Raw genomic sequence first — 23,545 nt, forward strand, 5'->3', positions numbered from 1 at the left:
GTTTAAGTTTTCTGATCACCAAAAAGTATGAGCAAATACTAATGGTGACTTGTTCAGGGTTTAATACAGGCAAATTCATAAAAAAAAGAGTTCTGTGAGGTGGATAAATAACACAAGAGCACTTGGTATTTGTATCACATGACATTTGAATCCATGGTTGGGTAAATATTTTTTATTATACTAGAACTATGAAAAACTGTGTATTTATCGTGGGACTAATAATCTCATGGATATCAACCCCTGCCCAGGAAATTGATAAGCTCTATTTCCATCATGTTGATGTAGAATTAACCCAAAATAGCGTTACCAGACTTGCAGAAGATGATAATGGTTTTGTCTGGATTGCTACTCGATATGGACTAAACAGATTTGATGGTGAGGAAATATATACCTTTGCTGATGAGGGCAGAAATAAAGCCTTTGTAAATGGTTATGTAAGTGGATTAAATATTGATAGCCAAAATAATATCTGGATAAGTACCTATGGCGGCGGGGTTTTCAAACTAGATGATCAAACAGGAAAAATTGAAGACAGTAAATTCGATTTCAAAAATAAGTTGATTACCAATTCAATGATTGATAAAGATGGTTTGATATGGTTTTCTACGGAGAAATCTGGGGTAATAACCTATGATCCATCATCCGGAAAAATCAATACATACACGGGATTCATTAATAATGGTAAAATAGCCGAAACTAGTATTGTCGGTATAGCACAGGACCAACAAGAAAATTATTTAATTGGCACCTGGGGCAAGGGGCTATACTTATTTAATAAAGATAAAAAGAGATTTACGAACTATACTTCAAAATCAAATCCATCTATAATCCCACATGATGTAGTAAGAACAATGTCCAAATCCTTAGATGGGGATATCTGGATAGGATTTCAAAAAGGTCTCAGAAAACTATCTGTAAAAAATGGCGAATACACCTTTAAAATGGCCACAGATAATCAGGAATTTATTGACCTGATTGAGTCAATGACGATTTTATGTCTCCTGCATGATTCAAACAACAGACTTTGGATTGGCACTGAAAACGAAGGACTCATCATATTAGACTTAAACACTGGCAATTTTGAAAGGTATTTCAGGGATCCCTATGGAAACTACTCACTAAAAAGTAATTCTATTTGGAACCTGATGGAAACAAAAAATGGAACCATACTTATTGGAACATTTGATCAGGGTTTATTTAAAGTAGATCCCTATGAAAAAAGATTTATTCATTTTCATCAAACACAAAAACCTGGAGAGGCAATTAGTTACAATCTTGTCAGTGCTTTTGCCGAAGAAGGTGATGGCTATTATGTTGGTACAGATGGCGGAGGTTTAAATTACATTCAGGAGGGACAACCAACAAAATACTTTGATAAAAACAACAGTAATTTGACTAGCAATAGTATTCTATGCCTTGAAAAAGGTGCAGATGGGCGATTATGGATCGGGACCTGGGAAGGAGGAGTATTTTATAAAGATCTTGGTGATGATGAAATTCATTTTTTCGACAGACGAACTTCTTCTGATAGATATTTTGGCAAATACATTTTTGATTTACACCGCGATAGTAAAGACAGAATATGGTTTGTATCCTTTAGACATGCTTTGGAAGTATATGATCCAAAAACAAATGAATTTTATTCTTTTACTCCTTCAGACGAAGAAAGAAAAATTTCATCTTCTACGATTCATACAATCGTAGAAGATCATAATGGCAATATTTGGACAGGAACAGAAGGTTTTGGTATTGATAAGATAGTTTTGACAAAGGATCTGAAGACGAAACAACTAATTAATTATTCACCTGAAAAACCAAAAGGCAGTAAGGAATACATAAATCATGGTTTTATTTTTTCACTTTTTATCGATGCTCAAAACAGGCTATGGGCCGGTACCCATGGAGGTGGACTCAATTATTTTGATGATAAGAGCCAATCATTTAAAGCATTAACCATTCAGGATGGTTTACCAAGCAATATGATTTTGAGTATTGAGCAAGATGATACGGGAAATTTATGGGTTGGCACAAACAATGGATTAGCCTCAATTGAACCAGAAACTTTCAAAATAAAAACTTATGGCAAAGCAGATGGGTTACAAGGTTCTGAATTTACCAAAAGAGCATCACTAAAACTTAAAAATGGTGATTTGCTATTTGGAGGAATAAATGGTTATAATAGATTTAATCCATTAAATATCCCGGAAATTTCTGATAAAGGAAATGTATTAATAACCGACATCAAGTTCAATTCTGAAGAAGGTAAAGAATTTATTAATAATATGGATAAAAGTATTATCAATAAAGAGAAAATTACTCTTCCATATAAACTAAACGACTTTGACATTTCATTTGCATACCTTAACTATACTCAGTCTAATAAAAACACATATCAATATAAACTTGAAGGGTACGATGAAGAATGGCAGGATGCCGGCACAAGAAATACCGCCTATTATACTAATGTATCTGCTGGTGATTATACATTTAAAGTAAGAGCTTTTAATGCTGATGGACTTCTATCTGAGAAGCAGGCTTCACTCAAAATTAAAATAACACCTCCCTGGTACTTATCAATTTGGGCATATATTGTCTACTTCTTAATCATTCTTACTCTTTTAATATGGAGAAGAAATACTATTATTCACAGAGAAAAACTTAAAACCAACTTAAAGCTGGAACATCTTGAATTAGAAAAACTTAAGGAAATGGATGAATTGAAATCCAGGTTTTTTGCCAATATTTCTCATGAATTCAGAACTCCTTTAACTTTAATCCTGTCTCCTCTGAAGACAATCTACTATGAGGAACATTTTTCCAAACATAAAAATAAGGTTACAAATATTATCAGACAGGCAGACCGCCTTCTTAACTTGATAAATCAAATTCTTGACCTATCAAAATTAGAATCAGGTGCAGTCAAAGCTGAATTTACGGTAATTGATGTTTCTGCGTTCCTTAAACCAATCGTTTATTCATTTTCAGGGCTTGCAGAAAAGAAAAATATCAGGTTTACAGCACATTTTCCAAAAAGCAAAATAATTGCTTCACTTGATGTCGACAAGCTTGAAAAAATTGTAACTAACTTATTATCAAACGCAATAAAATATACACCTGAATTTGGAGAAGTTAATTTCGAACTGACTTCTGATGATCTAAACCTTAACTTTTCTGTATGTGACACAGGTGAAGGAATATCCGAAAATGATAAGGAAGAAATATTTAAAAGATACTATCAAAGTTCAATTTCCAAAAAAAGAGGAGACCTTGGAACAGGAATAGGACTGGCTTTAACAAAAGAACTTGTTGAATTACATAAAGGGCAAATTGATGTCAAAAATAACCATGATAAAGGAACATGCTTTTATGTAGAAATACCTTTGAATTTAAATGGTATAGATCCTGAAACCATAATAGCATTACCTGAAATCAAAAGAAGTATAATTGATAATCATACAGAACTTGAAGATTTAATTGCTCATAATGAAGAACAGGTAACAACAAACGAAGAAAGCTCGAAACAAAAACAAACGATATTAATTGCTGAGGACAATGATGATATAAGGAAATTTATGTCTGAATTCTTGTCTGAGGACTTTAATATATTAAAAGCAACAAATGGAGTTGAAGCATTAAACATTGTTAATGACCAAAAACCAGATCTTATCATCAGTGATATCATCATGCCTGAAATGGATGGTTACCAACTATGTAATAATGTTAAAAAAGGAGATGAAACAAATCACATCCCTATAATTTTATTGACAGCAAAAGCATCAGAAGAAAGTCAGGAGGCAGGTTACTCAAGTGGAGCTGATGCATATCTGGCAAAACCATTCGACCCGGTCAAATTAAAAATGCAAATTAAAAACATGCTTAAAACTGGGAGAAATTTCAAGAATAAAATAGCTCAAAACAAGCACCATAAATTGACACCAAAGACACCTGATGTAAAAAATACAGATGAATCATTTGTTGAAGAAATTGTAGCAATAATTGAAAAAAATATAAGTGAACCTAATTTCACTATTAATGATATCTGTAAAGAAATGGGCATAAGTCGAATGCAACTTTACAGAAGATTAAAAAATGCAATATCAATGAGTGCAAATGAGTTGATTAGGCATATGAGAATGCAAAGAGCTGCACAGCTCATGAAACAAAATAAATTTTCAATTGCTGAAATAACATACCAGGTTGGTTTTACTGATTTGCAGTATTTCAGATCTACTTTTAAGAAACAATTTGGCATGAATCCATCGGAATTTGTATCATTAAAACAATAAAAAACGGCCTAAAACAGCTATTTAAGCCGTTTTCAAACGATTGTTATAAATACCACCCCTATTTGTTTTAAATGCCCATCTACAATTGTGCTTATGGAAACAATATTGTAGCAAAACTCAGTGCATATGAAAAACATGAACAAACCGAAAAACCTAATGCTCTACCTTGCACTGATGCTTTGCCAAGTTGCAATAATAGCACAAGACAGAGTGATCAGCGGTAAGGTTACAGACGGCATGAACGATTCCGGAATTCCCGGTGCAAACATTCTAATAAAAGGTACAGGAAATGGTACCGTTACAGATGTAGAAGGAAACTATAGCTTAACAGTTCCTGAAGGAACAGAAACGCTTATTTTCTCATTTGTAGGATATCTGACAGAAGAAATAAACATTAATGGAAGATCTCAAATTAATGTGAGTTTATCTCCTGACATAACAGCTTTAGAAGAAATCATTGTAATTGGTTATGGTGAGCAAAAAAAGAGCTTATTAACAGGAGCAATTGCAAGTGTTGATGCAGATGATATACAATCAGTATCAAATACTCGTATCGATCAGACCTTACAAGGGCGTGTAGCTGGTGTTAATGTACTCCCAAATTCTGGTTCTCCAGGAAGTGGTATCAACATCACAATTAGAGGTACGGGCTCAAACGGTAATTCACAACCACTATATATCGTTGATGGTGTGATTACTGGTGGAATTGAATACCTTGATCCAAACGAAGTTGAATCAATTGAAGTATTGAAAGATGCTGCATCTGCTGCTATTTACGGTGCGCAGGGTGGTAACGGGGTAGTTCTAATAACTACCAAAAAAGGTAAAGCAGGTTCTGCAAAAATTGATTATGGATTTCAGTATGGAATTCAAAGTGCCAACAATAAAATGGATGTTATGAATTCCCAGCAGTATGCAACCTATTTAGATGAAGCAGGAATTACTGATGGACCAGACCCTTCAAATGTTGGAAACATAAGTACTAATTGGTTAGATGAGATCTTTGAATCTGCTCCAATGATGCGACATAGTTTAAATATCAGCGGTGGTTCTGAAAAGTCAAGATATCTTATTGGAGGTAGCTTTTTTGACCAGGATGGTATTGTTGGTGGAGATAAAGCTAATTTCAAACGTTACACTTTCAGATTAAATACTGACAATGAAGTTAAAGATTGGTTGAAAGTAGGTAATAATCTCTCATTCTCTCATTTTGAAAGATCAACCATTGCTGAAGATTCAGAATTTGGTGGTATTTTAAATAATGCAATTCTATTAGACCCATTAACTCCAACTGTTTACACGGGTACTTTACCAGGGTATGCTCAATCAGTATTAGATAATGGATATACGTTAGTTCAAAATGATGATGGGCAATATTATGGTATTTCTCAATATGTTGCTGGAGAGATATTTAACCCACTTGCTGGTATTCAAACTGCAAGAGGTGGAACAGTACAAGATAAAATTGTAGGAAATATCTACGCTGATATCAAACCAGTTGAGTGGTTAAAATTCACTACAAGATTTGGTATTGACGCTGCATTTCAAAGATTTAGTACCTGGACCCCTAGCTATTATTACTCACTTGAAAGATTAAATAATGCTGGTACAGTAAATGATTCTGATGATAAGTGGTTCAATTGGCAATGGGATAACTTTGTGAATATCAACAAATCAATTGATACTCATAATTTCAATGTTACCTTAGGTACTACTGCACAAAAGATGGAACACAACTACTTGTATATGTCAGGTGGACCGATGTTTAAAGAAGAAGACAAATATGCATATTATGATTTTTTACCGGATGATAATGATCGAGTAGGTGGGAGAAGAAATGTTCAGACAATTATGTCTTATTTCTTTAGAGTATTATATGACTATCAAGGAAAATACCTTTTAAATATTACTGGTCGTTATGATGGATCATCAAAGCTACATCCGGACAACAGATGGGATTTCTTTCCTAGTATTTCCGCAGGTTGGGTGATTTCAGAAGAAGGATTTTATTCTAAATCATCTGCAATGAATTTCCTTAAATTAAGAGGTAGCTGGGGAGAAAATGGTAGTGTTCAATCATTATCTATAGGTCAATATGCCGCTCTCATTACAACAGAAGGCATCAAATACCCTGATGCGGATGGTAACTACCTTATTGGTGCAGAACCTGATTTTCAGTCTAACCCTGATCTAAGATGGGAAACAAGCCGTCAGCTTGATATTGGACTTGAAGCAGGATTCTTTGATGATAGATTAACATTAGAATTTGACTATTACCGAAAAGAAACTATCGACCTGATAACAATTGGAACCCCTCCAGTATTCTCTGGTAATGACCCTTCATTTATTAATGGTGGTACCATAGAAAATAAAGGGATCGAACTTGCTTTGAATTGGAAAGATAATGCAGGTGACTTTAACTATAGTATTGGTGCTAATTTCACCACATTAAATAATGAAGTGACTGCATTAAATGAAAATGTAGATCGAATAAATGGAACCGGAGTTGGAACAGGATGGACAGCTACTTATTTTGAACAAGGCTATCCGATCTGGTATTTCAGTGGATATAAAACTGACGGAATATTCCAAAATCAGGCTGAAATTGATGCCTATATTTCAGAAGGTGGACTTACAGGCTATAGTCCTGTACCAGGAGACCCAAGAGTTGTGGACGTAAATGAAGATGGTACAATTTCTCCTGATGATCAGACATATATTGGTGATCCATTCCCTGATTTCATCTATTCAGTAAGAGCGACTGCTTCATACAAAGGATTTGATTTCTTAGTTTTCTTACAAGGAAAAGAAGGTAATGACATCCTTATGGGTTTCAACAGAACTGACCGTGCAAAAGCGAATAAACCTGCTTTCTACTATGAAGACAGATGGACAGGCGAAGGAAGTACAAACTCATGGTTTAGAGCTAATACAGATAATCCTTATATCTATAACAGCGACCTGATGGTTTTTGATGGCTCTTACATGAGAATCAGGCAGTTACAATTAGGATACTCTCTTCCTGAAAATTTATTTTCAAATGCGGGAATTTCTAAACTTAGACTATATGTATCTCTTGATAACTTCTTTACTTTCACTAGCTACCCTGGACTTGATCCTGAAGCAGGTAGTGGAAATAACCAAAGTCAGGGTATAGATCGTGGGGTTTATCCAATTCCTAGAGTTTTCCTTACTGGTTTAAATGTGACATTTTAATAATTAGAGAACATGAAGACTATAAATAAATTATCAACATATATTCTGGTAGCAATAACACTGTTATCGTTCCAGAGCTGCGAAGACTTCCTCGATCAGGAAATTCCAGGTAGAGCTCCGGTAGAAGAATTCTATCAAACTGAGGAAGATGTAATGCAAGCAACAACTGCAGCTTATGATATTTTACAATACCATTATAGCAACGGTTGGGCAAGTCCTTATCTTGTAAAAACACTTCCGTCTGATGAATCTACTGCTGGCGGTGGTGGGTTTGGAGACCAACCTGCTTATCAAACGCTTCATTCATATACTTTTGATTCGAATAATGACGCAATCTTCGGATTATGGAAAATGGCTTATTATGGTATTTACAGAGCCAATCTGGTAATCAATAATACAGAGCCTGATACGGATCTCAAAAAAAGATTAGTAGCTGAAGCAAAATGTCTAAGAGCCTACTTTTACTTTGAACTTGTTAGCTTATTTGGTGATGTACCATTAGTTCTGACAGAAATTCCTCCGGCAGAATACACATCAACACCTCGTACTCCTGCAAATGAAGTATATGACCAAATTGAAATAGATCTAAATGATGCTATTGCTGTACTTCCTCCTAAGAGCGCCTACGGTTCTGCAGATAAATTCAGATGGACTGTTGGATCTGCTCAGGCATTATTAGGAAAAGCATATTTATATCAGGAAGAATGGACTAATGCAGCTAGCAATTTTGATGATGTAATTGCTTCAGGGGAATATTCATTAGAACCATATTTTGGTCAGGTATTTTCAAATACCCGAGAATTTGGAATGGAATCAGTATTAGAAGTTCAATTTGTGAATACTGAAGGTTACAACTGGGGAAATTTTCCTTGGGGTGAAGGAAGAGCTCAGGAAAACAACATCCATATACAATTAATGGGGCCAAGAGATTTTACTCAAGCTCCAGGAGATTCTCTAATTGCAGGTTGGGGTTTTAATATAGCTGAACCAAATACTTACCAAGCATTTATTGACGCTGGTGATACAGAAAGAAGAGTAAATACTGTAATGTCATATCAGGAATTAGTAGATATGGGCGGCGACATAGTTCAAGAATCTCACCAATTCAAAGGTTACATCAGAAGAAAGTACGGAACCTATCAGAATGAAACCAGTACTGAAAATGGTGGGGTTAATGAATTAAACTATGGCACCAACTGGAGGTTAATCAGATATTCGGATGTGTTATTGATGGCTGCTGAAGCCCATATCAGAATGGGTGATGAAGCTACTGGTGTAGACCTAATTAACGAAGTTAGAAATCGTGCAGGTTTAGCTGATATATCTGCTTCAGGAGCAGCATTGATTGATGCACTAATCATGGAACGTCGACTTGAACTTGTTTTTGAAGGTCACAGATTTAGAGATCTTGTTAGATGGGGTATTGCCGATCAGGTTTTAGCACCTGAAGGCTTCGTAGCTGGAAAGCATGAGTTGTTACCTATCCCAATATCAGAAGTCAGAACAGCAGGATTAACACAAAACCCTAACTGGTAATAAAAAACTTACCGTTGCAATCGTTCAATTTGAGGCCACATGTTATCATGTGGCCTTTTTTATTTGTCTTTATTCTAATTTTTTCTAAATTATAGCATGGCACTAATATTTGGAATTGGCTTTTTATGTATCGGAGTATATGGTTTGCTGGAAAGCCTTAAAAAGAGAAATGGTACAAGCAAGTATATCCTACTTGGTTCTTCACTCCTATTGGTTGTGATCCCGGTTTTATATTGGCTCGATTTTATCGAATCTGACGGTCTGGAAATTGTTCTGACTTGTTCTATATTAACTATCATAACATTCATCCAGATCTATCAAAAACAAAAAACCAGATCTAAAAGATAACCAAAACTCATAATCATGATCATCAATAATATTGTAGTTGCAATAGACAACGTTAATTCAAATGAATTAATTGAAGCAGCCATTGCCCAGGCTCAAGCTTTTAGTGCAAAATTATGGCTCATTCATGTTGCTGCTCCAAACCCGGATTTTGTTGGTTATGACCCAGGACCGCAATATATCAGGGATGATATGGCATCCACACTCAAAAAAGACCATAAATTCCTACAAGATCTTGCAGATAAAATCAGTGAAAGTGATGGGGTTGAAACTAAAGCTCTAATGATTCAGGGGCCGACTGTTAAAATGATTCTAAAAGAAGCAGAAGATTTGAATGCCGATTTGCTGATAATAGGTAATGAAGATCATTCCTTTATGTATAAAGCATTAATTGGAGAAACTACTTCAAAAGTAGTTCAAAAAGCAAAAATTCCTTTATTGATTATTCCTTTGGGTAGTGATTAAATTCACATAAAAATTTAACCTTATCATATAAAACCAATTCTATATAAGGTCGTTAACTCTTTATGACCAAAGAGAAAGCACTAACCCTTGCAGCAGTTCTAACCGCTCTATTTTTAGGGGCTCTGGATCAAACCATTGTTGCTACAGCACTTCCGTCAATAGCTAAAGACTTACAAGGTCTTGATAGATACAGCCTGGTGGCTACAGCTTACCTGACAGCAAGCACTGTATTTGTTCCTGTGTATGGAAAGCTTGCTGATATGCATAGCAAAAAAACAATCGAATTTGCAGCCATTACTATTTTCCTTCTTGGATCAATACTTTGTGGTACATCAGGTATCTGGGGAGACCTTCCTATCATAGGTGACGGGATGAACCAATTAATCGTTTTCAGAGCAATTCAAGGACTAGGTGGCGCTGGTCTATTCAGCATGGCTTTCATTGTAATAGCCGACCTTTTTCCTCCTGCAGAAAGAGGGAAATACCAGGGATTCATCGGTGCTGCATTTGGTATAGCCAGCTTATTAGGTCCATTTTTTGGTGGCTTACTAACTGATTATGCCGGTGGAATAATTCCGGGTGTAGAAGGCTGGAGATGGGTGTTTTATGTAAACATCCCTTTTGCTGCAATTGCCATCACATTTATAATTATGTATATGCCTAAACTAGCTCCGGATGAAAATAACTCAAAGTTGTTTGATTTCAGAGGAGCCACTTACCTGATAATTGGAACAACAGCTTTATTATTAGCTCTGGAAACCAACAAACAAAAACAAGGCTTTACAGAGATCATCATATTTTTTGTTATTGCTCTAGTTGGTGGTATGCTTTTTTACTTAAGATCAAGAAAAAGTCTTAACCCAATTATTAATCTGAATCTATTTAAAAACAATGTTTTTAGAATTACTGTGGTGGCAGTGATCTTTCTCGGGATGTCCTTCTTTAGCTTAACGTTATTTATTCCACTATACCTTACAAATGTACTTGGTGTTTCTGCAACCAAAGCCGGAGTTAGTCTTATTCCTCTTTCTCTTGGATTAGTAACCGGCTCTACCCTTGCAGGTAGACTTTCAAATAGATTTCGACATGTAAGGGTAATTATTTTAACAGGTATTGGTATTTTAATCATTGCATTTGCTTTTTTAACAACATTAAATACTCAAACCCCTTATTTTAAAGTAGTTATTTTAATGGTATTTGCCGGACTTGGTATGGGGCCCACCCTACCGATGTTTCCATTGGCAGTTCAAAACAGTGTTAATCGAAATGAACTGGGGCAAGCTACCGGAGCAACTCAGTTTTTCAGGCAGATTGGTGGTGTTACAGGGGCGGCAATCATGGGAATGATATTAGCAGTTACGATTAGTGGCGTTTATCTAAATGATAACATAAAAAATCTACAAAATACTCCACTTGAAATACAGGTTAATGAAGGAACAAATCTGCAAGAATTAAGAGATACACTTGAATCAAAGGTTAAGGAAACTGAAAATGGGCCTCCTGAATACGAACAGGCTCTTCAATCCATTTCGTCAGGTTTTAGTAACTCAGTATCCCGAATTTTCATATTTTCTGTAATTGTTTCGGTTCTCGCAGGAGTTGCAACTATTTTTCTCCCGGATAATGAATTGAGAAATACCGATTAAGTAATCTTTTACTTTTCAATTGGTAATAATTTCGCTATTTTAAAATAAAAATTACTACCATGAAATATCTCCTGTTTTTCTTAAGTACGACCTTTCTTTTTGGTCAAAGTGAAACTGAAAACCTATATCAGAAAAAAACTTTTCAGTCTGGAGATGATATTTTAAACTATCGGATAATGTATCCACAAAATTTTGATGCTTCAGTAAAGTATCCTGTGGTCCTTTTCTTGCATGGCTCTGGTGAAAGAGGCAATGATAACGAATTACAACTTGTTCATGGGAGCTCTCTTTTTGCCGATCCAAAAGTAAGGGAAGACTACCCGGCTATAGTTGTTTTCCCTCAATGTCCAACCGATGATTCCTGGGCTAATGTTACAAGGAATGATAATCAGGTAGAAGGGAGTTTTACATATGATTATTCCAAGCCAATAAAAAAACCTTCAGAATTAGTTATGAAGCTTTTAGATGAGTTATTAGCAAATCCATATGTGGATCAAAACAGAATTTACATTACTGGATTATCAATGGGTGGAATGGGGACATTTGAGTTATTATACAGGTTTCCAGACAAGTTTGCAGCTGCAATTCCAATCTGTGGCGGTAGCAATCCGGAAAGTGCCAAAGCATATGCCAATAAAGTTCCAGTCTGGATAATCCATGGAGCAAAAGATAAAGTTGTATCACCAGCCGGAAGTTTAGAAATGGCAAAGCGAATATTGGCAGCTGGAGGTTATCCAAAAGTTACAATTTTCGAAGATGCAAATCACAATAGCTGGGATCCGGCATTTGCTCATCCCGAATACCTAAAATGGATGTTTTCACACTCAAAATAATCATACAATAGCAAAGGCTCTAACTGGAAATGTTCCCATCCCTTTAATTTTTGGAGGAGCTGCTGTGAACCTGAAACTTTCATCAGAAATCAAACCTAAATTAGTTAAGTGTTCGACAATTAAAATTCCATCTTTTAATAATGTAGAATGAACAGGCCTTTTATCTGTACGAGTATCATCGATATTATAAGAATCTATTCCAACTAATATCGCTCCTGAAACTTTAAGATATTCAGCGGCATCTTCATGAAGGTATGGGTGGTTTGAATAATACTCCTCGGTATTCCAATTTTCGCTCCATCCTGTATGTATCAATATAGCCTTCCCTTTTACATCGAAATTCAAAAATGCAGACTTTAATACTGCTAACCCTTGATTTTTATAATCCCAATGGACAATATGAGCATCAAGATTAGCCATTCGCTCTATTGATACATCAGCTATATCTTCACCATCTTCATACCTGTGAAATGGGCAATCGATATATGTTCCTGTATTTGAAATTAGTTCAATTTTACCAATTTGAAATGATGACCCATCTGAGTAATTGATTTTCGAAGCCTCTCTTTCCCAGAAATCACAAATTATTGGTGCCGGCAGTCCTTTATAAGTGATAGTTTTTTCATCAATGGTATGGCTTAAATCAATAATTTTCATAGTTAAAAATCCTTTTAGGTCAAAATATGAGATTTCATATATGTATTAAAAATAATTCAACAAATATACTTACTCCTGCTTCAAAAAAACCTGCTGTTTTTTACCATCTGAATATTAATAGTTAAATTAAAAGGAAAGTTAATTTCTATAATACATAAATGACTATTTAATTGGTCAATTAACTTAACCCGACTCAAATAAGTGTATGGAATCTTTATTATTATTTTTTGAAGCAATGCCTGCTTGGCAAAAGCTCATCTGGGTAGTGTGTTGCCTGATATTTTGCTGGCTACTTGAAGGCTATTATCCCCTATTTAAGCACTCATATAAAAAATGGGGGCATGCAAAGGTAAATTTTATTTTCCTCAGTATTACTCTTGTTATCAATATTGCGTTTGGCGTTGTAACGTTAGGTGTTTTTTCCTGGATAGGTGAAAATCATATCGGTTTGTTAAATATGGTTGACCTGCCAATATGGGCTGAGCTAGTTATTGCTGTGATGATACTGGATCTGGTTGCCCAATATCTGATTCATTATTTACTTCATCGAGTAAAATGGATGTGGAAGTTTCATATGATCCACCATAGCGATACCAAAGTAGATGTAACAAGTGGAACAAGACATCATCCTGGAGATTATATTCTCAGGGAAACATTTGCTCTTGGGGCAATAATTGTTATTGGAGCTCCGATATCATATTACCTGATCTATCGATTTTTAACTGTGTTTTTCACATATTTCTCTCATGCTAATATCACCACTCCAAAATGGATAGATAATACACTAGGATTGGTATTTGTCACTCCTAATATGCATAAATTTCATCATCACTTTGAAAGGCCATGGACTGACACAAATTTTGGAAACATTTTTTCTCTATGGGATCGAATGTTTGGAACATATGTAATGGACGATCCAAAGAAAATAAAATATGGGTTAGATGTTTTAGATGATTCTACTGACTCGGATGTGATGTATCAATTTAAGATACCTTTTGATAAAAATATTAAAACTGACTATTAGTTATATAAACATTTTATTAAAGACCGGATGGCAAATTTCCATCCGGTCTTTTTTTACATTTCTTGACCTTCTTCCATACCAGGTAGCGGTAGTGAGCTTACCGGGGCATCCCAGACAATTTTCCATTCTCCATCATGGCGCTCCCATAATACCATATAATGCCCTGTATCTTCATAAGGAGGCATTGTGTTATCAACCCACTCAATTTTCAAGTCATAACTACCCAACTCCACAGCTGCATCTCCATAGTATTTTAAATCTTCTACTCTAAAATCAAATATCCATTTCCCAGCCCCCAAAGCTTTATTCCATTCATCAATGTACATTTGAGTTCCCTTGATAGGTTTGTTATTAGGTGTTAACTGGATAACATCATCAGTAAAATATTTCGATGCCTCATCCATGTTCCCTTCCAGATATAATTTCTCCAGCTCATTATTTTTCTGATCAATTATTTTTTTAACATCCTCAGCTGTTTCTTCAATTCTCATTTCATCTTTTCCCATTTCTGTAGAATCCTCCACAGTGGTGCTTTCAGAATTCTGACATGAAAACATAGTCAGTACTCCGGCTAATAACATAATTAGTCTGGTCATATTTTTCATAGTGGTAGTGTTTATTCAATAAGATAAGATTTTATCAGAAAAAATTAAAATCTATCACTCCTGAGAAATTCATGCCACCGGAGAAGGCTGCCTTTTGTATATCAAATTAATTATTCCAAGTGCCGGGCCTATAGATAAAAATATAAACACATATTGAACTGGTAAAACAGTTCGCAGATAATTAATAAATAAAATGCTAAAAATAGTGATTGCAAATCCAATAGAGTTCACAATGGTTAGAGCTGTTCCTTTTGATTCTTCGGGAGCATTTTGAGCTACCAGAGTTGAGAATAATGGAGAATCGGCAATTACAACCAGCCCCCAGAAAATCATGTATCCTAATAGTAGAAATTTTGATCCGGATAAGATGATGAATGGTGATAAAAGGCAGCAACATAATGATAAAAACAAAGCTGAAGTGGCTGTTAACTTCACTCCTACATTTAATGAAATGTAGCCTCCGATAATACAAGCTAAACTACCAAGCCCTATAATTATAAATGACCATACAGGAATATTTATAATTTCTTGAGGATTAAGCTCAACAAATGACATTAAAATTACAGGCACAAATGCCCAGAAAGTATAGAGCTCCCACATATGACCAAAATATCCAAATGCTGCTTGTCGAAAATTAGGATACTTAAAAACACTAAATAAGGCAGTGAAATCAAATTTGGAAGCTTGCTTTCGATGAGGTCCGTCAGGTACAAATAATCTAATTAACAAACCTCCAGCTAAATCCAAAATTGAAGTGAAAATCATTACAGTTTTCCATGGCAATCCAGTTGTAAATGCTTTAACTAAATGTGGAAATGCTGTTCCTAATACCAGGGCTCCAACCAAAAAGCCCAGAGATTTCCCTAGCCCTTTTTGAAAATGATCTGCGGCGATTTTCATGCCTACAGGATAGATTCCTGCTAGGGTAAAACCAGTTAAAAACCTAAATACTAAAATTGAAGTATAGGTATTTTGATCAAAAATAATAGCGATATTAAAAACTGCCCCCAGGATTGAACAAACAAAAAATACTTTTGAGGGAGAAAACCTATCGGCAATTGTTAATAAAGCAAAGACTAATGTTCCGGATATAAAACCAAGCTGCACTGCCGAGGTTAACTGCCCTAAAGCACTATCATTTAATCCATAAGCAGAAATCAAATTATTCATTACAGCATTACCTGCAAACCACAATGAAGTACAAAAAAATTGAGCAATAACTATAAATGATAAAATTCTGGTCTTTCCGGGCATATACTTTTCTTTCCAAATTAATAATTGCCCGATAAAATTAAAAATAAAAAAAGGCCGGTAAGTGAGTACCGACCCAAATCAAACAAGTATATAAACCTCAAACAAATAATCTTTTAGGATGGTTAAAACCTTATGTAAGCAGCTAAGCCTACAGAACTGATATCCCCATTTCCCGGATAAATACTATGATAAAATAAATCTATTTCTAAAATTGAAAATAATCCGATACCAATTAATGGCTTCCAATAAAAACCCCCATCAACATCACTGAGACCAAAAGCATAACCGGCATCTAATCCTGCAAATAAACCTAGAAAATGTATTCTTGCAGCTAAATAAACTGGAAGAAAGGATGCATCGTCAATTTCAAAAGTTTGTCCTCCGGAACTAAACTCATCTCCGATATAATGAATCCAACCCGCACCTGCTCCAAATTTGATCAATGCATTTTTTTCATCGCCAAACATGTAATAGGCATTAATACCCCAGCTTGATTTATAAACATCTTTTGCATCTCCTACCGGAGCGCCACCATGAACACCAACTTTGAATTGTGCATTAACCGCACTCATCACAAAAATCGACAAAACAATAATGTAAATATATCTCATATCTGTAGTGGTTAAATGACTTTATTGTACTATGTACTTATAATTTAGTACATTTTTTAGATATAACACTATCTTTACAAAAAAAATATCAACATTCTACTCCAAATATCTATTGACTGCTTATTTAGGTATTATTGCTAAATATGACATGTTTCCAGATTAGATTATACCTTGGCATATACTTATCATACTCACCTAAATATTTCATACCTATCTTGACAGCAACCCTTTGAGAGGGTACATTTTTTACATAAGTATGTATGAAAATATTCTCCAGACCTAAATTCTCAACACCTTGATTCAACCAATATCTTGCTGATTCTGTGGCTATTCCTTGATTTCTAAATTCAGGTTTTATCTGATAACCTATTTCCGGTAATATAACTCCATTTATATCTTGTAATGATATACCACATTGACCAATAAACTGGTTAGAAACTTTATCTATAACTGCATATAACCCAAACCCATTTTCAGAATAACTTTTAATATTTCTGTTTATCCATTCCTCAGTCTCATCAACAGTGAACGGTCTGGGGTAAAAGATCATATTTTCTTCCTTGCCAATGATACCATATAAGGGTTCAACATCATCAAGAGTTAATTTTCTATATTTTAGCCTGCCGGACTCAAGCATGCTTATGAATTTGATATGTTAAATACTTAATCATTTAGATCAGTAATAGATTCCTCTATCTTTTTGATTCTATTATTCCATAATTTAAACGATAAATACATCAAAACAATAAATGTAATTACCATGCCACTAGCCATTATTACCTTGAGATTATCAAAATCAACAACAAACATAAAATAGAGCCAAAGCATAATGCTAAATATAAATGAGGAAATTAAATTCAAATTTCTGTTCAGATACAATACTTTTTTAAAGCTACTTAGTGATAGTAAAAGGTTATTTCCTCTAATCGGATTACTTAGTTGAACAAGAGCATTGACATCTGAAAGTACATAAAATATAATACTTATAACGAACAAAATGTTCAACCAAAAAGGTCTTTCTGCTCCATCAAAAGCGTCAAAATAAATGGCTAGAAGCAGCAACATTGATACAATCTCAACTATCATTTTGATTCTAATTCGCATTAGTTCAGGGTGAGATTTCAATTTTATCATATTAAAAAATGCTTCCTTATTGAATTTACTATTTTGATCATGTTCTGATCCTTGCCATAATTCTTGTAATTCATCCATGTCTTTCAAAATTTAATAATGCCTTCAGTTTTATTTTAATTCTATTAATACGCACACCAACATAAGTGATAGTGATTCCGGTTATATCAGCTATTTCTTTATATGAATATCCCTCCAGATATAGAGAAACTAATGCTCTGTCTCCTTCATTGAGTTGTCTTATTGCATCAAAAAGATACTCTCTATCACTATTTTCTATTCTGTCATTCATCCTTCTGACATCTGGCGTCAAACTTTCTTTATATTCTATATTCACTTTCTTCTTTCGAAAACTTGCCAGGGCGGTATTCAAGGCTATTCTATATATCCATGTGCTTAACTTTGAATTCCCTTTAAAATCAGAATACGATTTCCATAATTGATAGACAATATCCTGAAATAAGTCCTCCTGGTCTTCTGCTTTCTCTCGATATACCTTGCAAACTTTATAAATTATGCCCTGGTGAGATTCAATTTGTTCTACAAACTTTTCCTTACTCAATTTTGGCATCTCCTTATGTTATCCATCATTAAAAATCTTATTTACCCTATTAGTTGTAAAAAGATGAGGATTTATTACAATGATTAAAATTTATTTTAAAGCTTCAGGATTGAGTTTATCTATTTTAGATGATATGTATGATTGTTCAGCTTCATTCCGAACATATTTTAGTGCATGTTTATAATACTCCAAAGCCTTGGTTTGCTTATTGGCAAGTTCATTTATGTAGGCATACGAACCATAAAACAAGTATTTTCTTTGTTCTAGTTTTTCAGGATTAATACCATTTAAAATCTTTTCAGCATCATTGAACTGGCTTAAATGACCCTTTACAAGAGCCAGGTTAACAGCTACAAGATCATCATCCGAGTTTATTTCAAGTAACTTTTCATACCACTTAGCAATCATTCCCCAATTTGTATCTTCAAAAGACCGTGCTTTAAGATGTTCTGCTACAATAGCAGCATGGTAATGATATTTTGATATATCATCGTACTCAACAGCCTTATTCATAGCGTTATTTCCGATAATTATTAGTCGATGGTCCCATTTGGCCCTGTCTTGTTGAGTCAAATCATTAATTTGATGCTCAGCACTCACTTTACTTTTCAACCTGGCTGTATGAAAACACATTAGAGCAAAGAGAGCATATAATTTTCCTGACCTGAAAGACTCCTTTTTTAGTAATAAACTACAAAGCCTGATTGCCTCATTGCATATTTCTTCTCTTACCACATCTTTGTTTTCAGAGGAATGAAATCCTTCATTGAAGATAAGGTAGATTACATGCATTACCATTTCCATCCTATGGAGGATTTCATTTTTCTCAGGAAAATCAAACTTTACATTATTTTCAATAATAGATTTTCTGGCTCGTGACAATCTTTTCTTAATTGATTCTTCCTTTATTAGCAATGCTGAGGCTATTTCTTTAATACTAAAACCTGAGATAGTTTTTAATGAGAAGGCTATTTGTTCTTTATAATCCAGACTTGGGTGACAAGCAACAAAAATCATTCTTAGCTGACTATCTTCAATTTCATGATCAAGAAAATAATCATTTAGTTGAACCGTCGCAGCTCCAATAGATATTTTCTCGGTACGTATTCTTTCAGCTTTGATTTTGCGGAGTAAATCTATCACCCTATTTTTAGCTGCACGAGTTAACCAGGCCTCAGGGTTATCAGGAATCTGAGTCCGCCATTGTAGTGATGCCTTTACAAAGGTGTCCTGAACAGCATCTTCAATCGTTTCCAGATTTGATAATCCAAAAACCTTAGTTAATACGGCGACCATCTTTCCATAATGATGACGAAAAAGATGGTCGACCATATTATTCATGACTTTAATATATTAGTTATCAAACACTACAACTTCTCTAACTTCAACTAACCCGCCGAGATCGTAATCAGGAAAATTATCCTGAGCTTCTTTTATCACTTCGTCCTCGTTTTGAGCTGCGATTACAAAATATCCACCAACAAGTTCCTTACCTTCCACAAAAGGACCATCAGAAACTACTTTATCGTCACCACTAATTCGTTTAGCCGGTGAATGCAAGGCATTTCCTCCTCTCAAAATTCCTTTTTGTTCCATTTTGTTACTCCACTCAAACCATTTGCCCATTCTTTCTTGTAATTGTTCTGGTGAAAGGCCCAATTCTTCATAATCAGCCCCAATAAAGATCATCATATATTCTTTCATGATTGATATAGTTTTAAGATTTTTAATTATTTAGAGTTGATCATTTTGTTAAACTCCAATGCTTTTTCAACCCAAAAATCAAGATCGGTTTCCTTATCAAAGCCTTCAGGATCGATAAAAAGAAATCCACGCATGGCTTTTCCTGTAAAATCCATTTTTCGACTCCCTTTTACGTTCAAAAGTTCTTCATAAGGTAATTTACCTACCCTGACCATAAGTCTGTCAGCTCCTGTTGTTTTATCCACATCAACTCCCAAACACATACTATCATTGACCATAAAAATCAGACCGCCCATCATCTTTTTTTCTTCAATTTTACCTGAATTTGATAACCGCTGTCTGATTCGGTCTGCTAAATATTCGCTGTAAGCCATTATAAATAGTTTGTATTTGAGAAAATGCTTAAAATGATCTTTTAATATACATTGATATTTTTATTTTTCAATTTAGATACTTGAAATTTGAAAAAGTGTGCTTCAGACTAAAGGCCCATCTCTGATTAGGCTCTTTTGCCTGATTTTATACCCTTTTTGAGTTTTCATTGTTTTGTCAATTATGGTTAAACTTTATTTGTACCTATGACGAAACCGGAAATTCAAAAGGGGACAACTTTTTTATTTTTTTATAAAAAAGCTGCACCGAAGCGCAGCTTTTACAATCAATATTTAAGTATAGGAAATTATTTTACAGGTAGTCGAAGAGATTCGCGTTGTTTGTCAAATGCTTCAACCTGCTTTTCAATCTTTTCTTTATCACCCACCACAACTAAAGTCATATCTTCAGGCTTAATATATTTCTGGGTAATCTCCTTAACCTTTTCAGGAGTTACAGCATATATATTTTGCACATAGTTAGTCAGGTATGAATCATCAAGATCATGAACATCCATATTTACTAACTGACCAATAATTCCTCCAGGTGTTGAATTCTGAAGAACAAATATTCCTGCACCATAATTTTTAATACCATCCAGTTCTTCTTCCGATGGAGCTTCATCCTGAAGACGGTAAATTTCCTTTGTTATTTCTTCTAATGAAGGCTGAGTCACATCAGTAGTCACATCTGCAATCTCATACCAGATAGCAGATTTATAATTAGAGTTTACCACACTTCGAGGAGAATAGGTATAACCTTTATCTTCTCTTATATTTCTGGTAATTCTTGATCCGAACGAACCACCAAGTAATGAATTCGTAACATTTAATGCCACCCAATCTTCACTTGAAGGATTTGCCACAGGAATTCCAAACATAATGGTAGACTGAGGAGCATCTGCTCTATTTGTCACACTTACAATATCGGTAACCTGAGGTTCAGCAACAGGGTAATTTGTTTCCGGTCCGGATTTCCAGCCAGACATTGACTCTTTAACTACATTTTCAACTTTTGATTCGTCAAATTTACCAACTACATAAACGGTTGTTCTCTTAGCCCCAAAATTATTCTCGTAGAAAGACTTCACATCTTCAATGGTATAGCTAGATAACATATCTTCTGTAGGATAAACTCTGCCATAGGGATGATCTGGGTAAACAGCTGCCATAAATGCCGCTCTTGCTTGTGGTTGTGCCCTTGATAAAGAAACATTAAGACTTCTTTTACGATCATTTATCAATCGTCCCAATTCATCTTCAGGGAAAGCGGGATTCATCACAACATCAGCCACAATTGATACAGCTTCAGGTACAAACTCATACAATACAGAAGCTCCAGCAGTGGTAGTGTGCATTGAAACATTAATGTTTAATTCACCACCCATTCCTGCTATCTTATTAGCAATTTGGTCACCGTTCATATTCTGACTACCTTCTTTCATAAGGTCAGCCATAATATCACTCAACCAAACCTGATCAGCAGATTCATTAATATTTCCGGTTTTTGTCACAATACTGATGGTAGCCTTAGGTATTTGTCCATATTGAACCATCACTAGCTTTAATCCATTTTCCAGATTTACTACCTTTTTCTCCGGAAGGGAAAAATCTTTAGGAGTACCTCCCTCTGGTGGAGTTTCTTTTTCTTCTTTGACTTCATCCTGGGCAATAACGGTTACCGATATGGTTAACAATACAAAGCATATTGCCAGGAAACTTTTTATTTCTAATTTCTTCATGATCTTTATCTGTTTACAGGTTTTGCTGATCACCACCAAGTGGCTTTACAGTTAAGATAGTTCTGTTGGTATTTCTCAGATACTCCTTTATAGTCTTATTGATAGTTTCGGGAGTAACCTTTTTAAATTCTTGTTCTATTGAGTTAATCTTTGATGGATTGTCTTCAAACAATGCAAATGAACATAAAAGGTCTGCTCTTCCAACTCCGAAGAAAGACCCTAAATCATCATATAGCTGGCTGCGGATTTTAATAATTGCCTGATCAAGCATTTCTTGAGACACACCATTTTTCTGCAGATCAGCAATTACAACATCAACAGAATTAATCACAGAGTCCGCAGATGTTGTATTATCATAAGTCAAGTTAAACATCCATTGCATCGGACCATTATAATTAAACATGTTACCAAGATAATTTATACCTCCACTCACGTTTCCGGTATAGGCTTTTTCTTTCACTAATTCCTTGTACAACAAACTATTATCACCCTGAACGAGAATCTGGTCAAGTAATCCCATAGCATAATACTCTGGCGAGTTTTTAGCCGGCATATCATACGCTATCGCAATTGCAGGCTTGGTAGCAAGTTTATCTTCCTTCTCAAATCTCAGCTCTTCCTGCTGAACAGGCTCTGAAATATCCGGAAGTGCAGGAATTTCAGCAGAAGGTATCTTCGAAAAATACTGATCAATCCATTTTTTAGCCTCCTCAATATCAAAATCACCGACTACACTCAATGCTGCATTGTTTGGTGCATAGTATGTGTCAAAAAAGCTTTGAACATCTTCTAATGTAGCTGCATCAAGATCTTCAAGATCGCCATAAAAGTTATGAGCATTATACCAGTTCTCATTTGCATATTGAGGCATATCTAACCAAGGGAAACCTCCATAAGGCTGGTTTAATACATTTACTTTTACTTCATTCTTTACTACTCCTTGCTGGTTAGTAAGGTTTTCCTGAGTAATATCAAGCCCTTTCATTCTATCAGCCTCAGCCCAAAGCATTGTTTCCAGTTTATGAGCTGGCATAATTTCAAAATAATTGGTGAAATCAAATCTTGTTGATCCATTTAAGACCCCGCCATTTTTCTGAACAAGACTTATAAACTCAGCTTTGCCTAAATTTTTGGAACCTTGAAACATCATATGTTCAAAAAGGTGGGCAAAACCAGTTCGGTCTTTAGGTTCAATTCTAAAACCAATGTTATAATATACCGCAACAGCTACTGTTGGTGAAGTTTTATCCTGAGACAAAATTACTTTCAGCCCGTTGTCAAGTTTATAATACTCAATAGGAACTTTAAATTCTGCAGCATTTTCTGCAGTACCATCTGTGTCTGAATTAGAAGAACATGCTCCTAATATTATTATCAGACAGAGTGATAACACACTATTTTTTAACATAAAATTATTTTTTCGTTTAAAAGAAAGTTGAATTATTTACAAGATATAGGGATAAATAAAAGATCACAAGAATAATTAAGCAGGGCCCAAATACCTTACACAATCGGTTGAGAAATAGGATAAGTGACAAATGAATAAATTTTATTAAT

General features: G+C 34.8%; 20 protein-coding genes. 8 read left to right on the plus strand and 12 right to left on the minus strand.

Going from position 1 to position 23,545, the window contains the following annotated elements; all coding sequences use genetic code 11:
• Positions 1 to 188: 188 nt before the first annotated feature.
• From HH304_RS08765 to HH304_RS08795, 7 genes are all read left to right on the plus strand, one after another.
• Positions 189 to 4,286: a hybrid sensor histidine kinase/response regulator transcription factor gene (locus tag HH304_RS08765; RefSeq protein ID WP_169680416.1), complete on the plus strand. Its 4,098-nt coding sequence runs from the start codon at positions 189 to 191 to the stop codon at positions 4,284 to 4,286.
• Positions 4,287 to 4,421: 135 nt separating this feature from the next.
• Complete coding sequence (locus HH304_RS08770) at positions 4,422 to 7,502, plus strand: SusC/RagA family TonB-linked outer membrane protein (RefSeq protein WP_169680422.1); 3,081 nt, start codon at positions 4,422 to 4,424, stop codon at positions 7,500 to 7,502.
• A gap of 12 nt (positions 7,503 to 7,514) precedes the next feature.
• Positions 7,515 to 9,038 (plus strand): RagB/SusD family nutrient uptake outer membrane protein, encoded by a 1,524-nt coding sequence (locus HH304_RS08775; protein ID WP_169680429.1) that lies wholly within the window; start codon positions 7,515 to 7,517, stop codon positions 9,036 to 9,038.
• A gap of 96 nt (positions 9,039 to 9,134) precedes the next feature.
• Complete coding sequence (locus HH304_RS08780) at positions 9,135 to 9,386, plus strand: hypothetical protein (protein WP_169680437.1); 252 nt, start codon at positions 9,135 to 9,137, stop codon at positions 9,384 to 9,386.
• A gap of 15 nt (positions 9,387 to 9,401) precedes the next feature.
• On the plus strand, positions 9,402 to 9,848 hold the full coding sequence (locus HH304_RS08785; RefSeq protein WP_169680443.1) for a universal stress protein: 447 nt from the start codon (positions 9,402 to 9,404) through the stop codon (positions 9,846 to 9,848).
• A gap of 62 nt (positions 9,849 to 9,910) precedes the next feature.
• Positions 9,911 to 11,494, plus strand: a complete 1,584-nt coding sequence (locus HH304_RS08790; protein ID WP_169680468.1) for an MDR family MFS transporter — start codon at positions 9,911 to 9,913, stop codon at positions 11,492 to 11,494.
• 59 nt (positions 11,495 to 11,553) lie between these two features.
• Positions 11,554 to 12,327 carry a carboxylesterase family protein gene (locus HH304_RS08795; protein ID WP_169680474.1) on the plus strand — a complete coding sequence of 258 codons (774 nt, stop codon included), beginning with the start codon at positions 11,554 to 11,556 and terminating at the stop codon, positions 12,325 to 12,327.
• On the opposite strand, the gene HH304_RS08800 is transcribed toward HH304_RS08795, so the two are convergent.
• Entirely contained in the window at positions 12,328 to 12,984 is a 657-nt protein-coding gene (locus tag HH304_RS08800; RefSeq protein WP_169680477.1) for a cyclase family protein, read from the minus strand.
• A 205-nt stretch (positions 12,985 to 13,189) separates the two neighbouring features.
• On the opposite strand from HH304_RS08800, the gene HH304_RS08805 reads away from it, so the two are divergent.
• On the plus strand, positions 13,190 to 14,008 hold the full coding sequence (locus HH304_RS08805; protein WP_169680484.1) for a sterol desaturase family protein: 819 nt from the start codon (positions 13,190 to 13,192) through the stop codon (positions 14,006 to 14,008).
• Positions 14,009 to 14,061: 53 nt separating this feature from the next.
• Here the strand turns inward: HH304_RS08805 and HH304_RS08810 are convergent, their stop codons facing one another.
• From HH304_RS08810 to HH304_RS08860, 11 genes are all read right to left on the minus strand, one after another.
• Positions 14,062 to 14,604 (minus strand): YybH family protein, encoded by a 543-nt coding sequence (locus HH304_RS08810; RefSeq protein ID WP_169680487.1) that lies wholly within the window; start codon positions 14,602 to 14,604, stop codon positions 14,062 to 14,064.
• A 78-nt stretch (positions 14,605 to 14,682) separates the two neighbouring features.
• Positions 14,683 to 15,867, minus strand: coding sequence for an MFS transporter (locus HH304_RS08815; protein ID WP_169680490.1), 1,185 nt, complete (start codon positions 15,865 to 15,867; stop codon positions 14,683 to 14,685).
• 122 nt (positions 15,868 to 15,989) lie between these two features.
• Positions 15,990 to 16,478 carry a hypothetical protein gene (locus HH304_RS08820; protein WP_169680492.1) on the minus strand — a complete coding sequence of 163 codons (489 nt, stop codon included), beginning with the start codon at positions 16,476 to 16,478 and terminating at the stop codon, positions 15,990 to 15,992.
• 124 nt (positions 16,479 to 16,602) lie between these two features.
• Positions 16,603 to 17,115 carry a GNAT family N-acetyltransferase gene (locus tag HH304_RS08825; protein ID WP_169680494.1) on the minus strand — a complete coding sequence of 171 codons (513 nt, stop codon included), beginning with the start codon at positions 17,113 to 17,115 and terminating at the stop codon, positions 16,603 to 16,605.
• A gap of 26 nt (positions 17,116 to 17,141) precedes the next feature.
• A complete protein-coding gene (locus HH304_RS08830; protein WP_169680496.1) occupies positions 17,142 to 17,690 on the minus strand; it encodes a hypothetical protein in 549 nt (182 codons plus the stop codon).
• On the minus strand, positions 17,683 to 18,180 hold the full coding sequence (locus HH304_RS08835; protein ID WP_169680503.1) for an RNA polymerase sigma factor: 498 nt from the start codon (positions 18,178 to 18,180) through the stop codon (positions 17,683 to 17,685). Before HH304_RS08835 ends, HH304_RS08830 begins: the two co-directional genes overlap by 8 nt.
• 81 nt (positions 18,181 to 18,261) lie before the next feature.
• On the minus strand, positions 18,262 to 19,503 hold the full coding sequence (locus HH304_RS08840; protein ID WP_271711562.1) for an RNA polymerase sigma factor: 1,242 nt from the start codon (positions 19,501 to 19,503) through the stop codon (positions 18,262 to 18,264).
• A 21-nt stretch (positions 19,504 to 19,524) separates the two neighbouring features.
• On the minus strand, positions 19,525 to 19,875 hold the full coding sequence (locus HH304_RS08845; protein ID WP_169680508.1) for a YciI family protein: 351 nt from the start codon (positions 19,873 to 19,875) through the stop codon (positions 19,525 to 19,527).
• Positions 19,876 to 19,901: 26 nt separating this feature from the next.
• Complete coding sequence (locus HH304_RS08850; protein WP_169680510.1) at positions 19,902 to 20,249, minus strand: TfoX/Sxy family protein; 348 nt, start codon at positions 20,247 to 20,249, stop codon at positions 19,902 to 19,904.
• Positions 20,250 to 20,554: 305 nt separating this feature from the next.
• Positions 20,555 to 21,988: a M16 family metallopeptidase gene (locus tag HH304_RS08855; RefSeq protein WP_169680512.1), complete on the minus strand. Its 1,434-nt coding sequence runs from the start codon at positions 21,986 to 21,988 to the stop codon at positions 20,555 to 20,557.
• A gap of 13 nt (positions 21,989 to 22,001) precedes the next feature.
• On the minus strand, positions 22,002 to 23,396 hold the full coding sequence (locus HH304_RS08860) for a M16 family metallopeptidase (protein WP_169680515.1): 1,395 nt from the start codon (positions 23,394 to 23,396) through the stop codon (positions 22,002 to 22,004).
• Positions 23,397 to 23,545 lie beyond the last annotated feature (149 nt).

Origin of the sequence: Marinigracilibium pacificum, assembly GCF_012926615.1 — a bacterium.
Taxonomy (GTDB): Bacteria; Bacteroidota; Bacteroidia; order Cytophagales; family Cyclobacteriaceae; genus Mangrovivirga; species Mangrovivirga pacifica.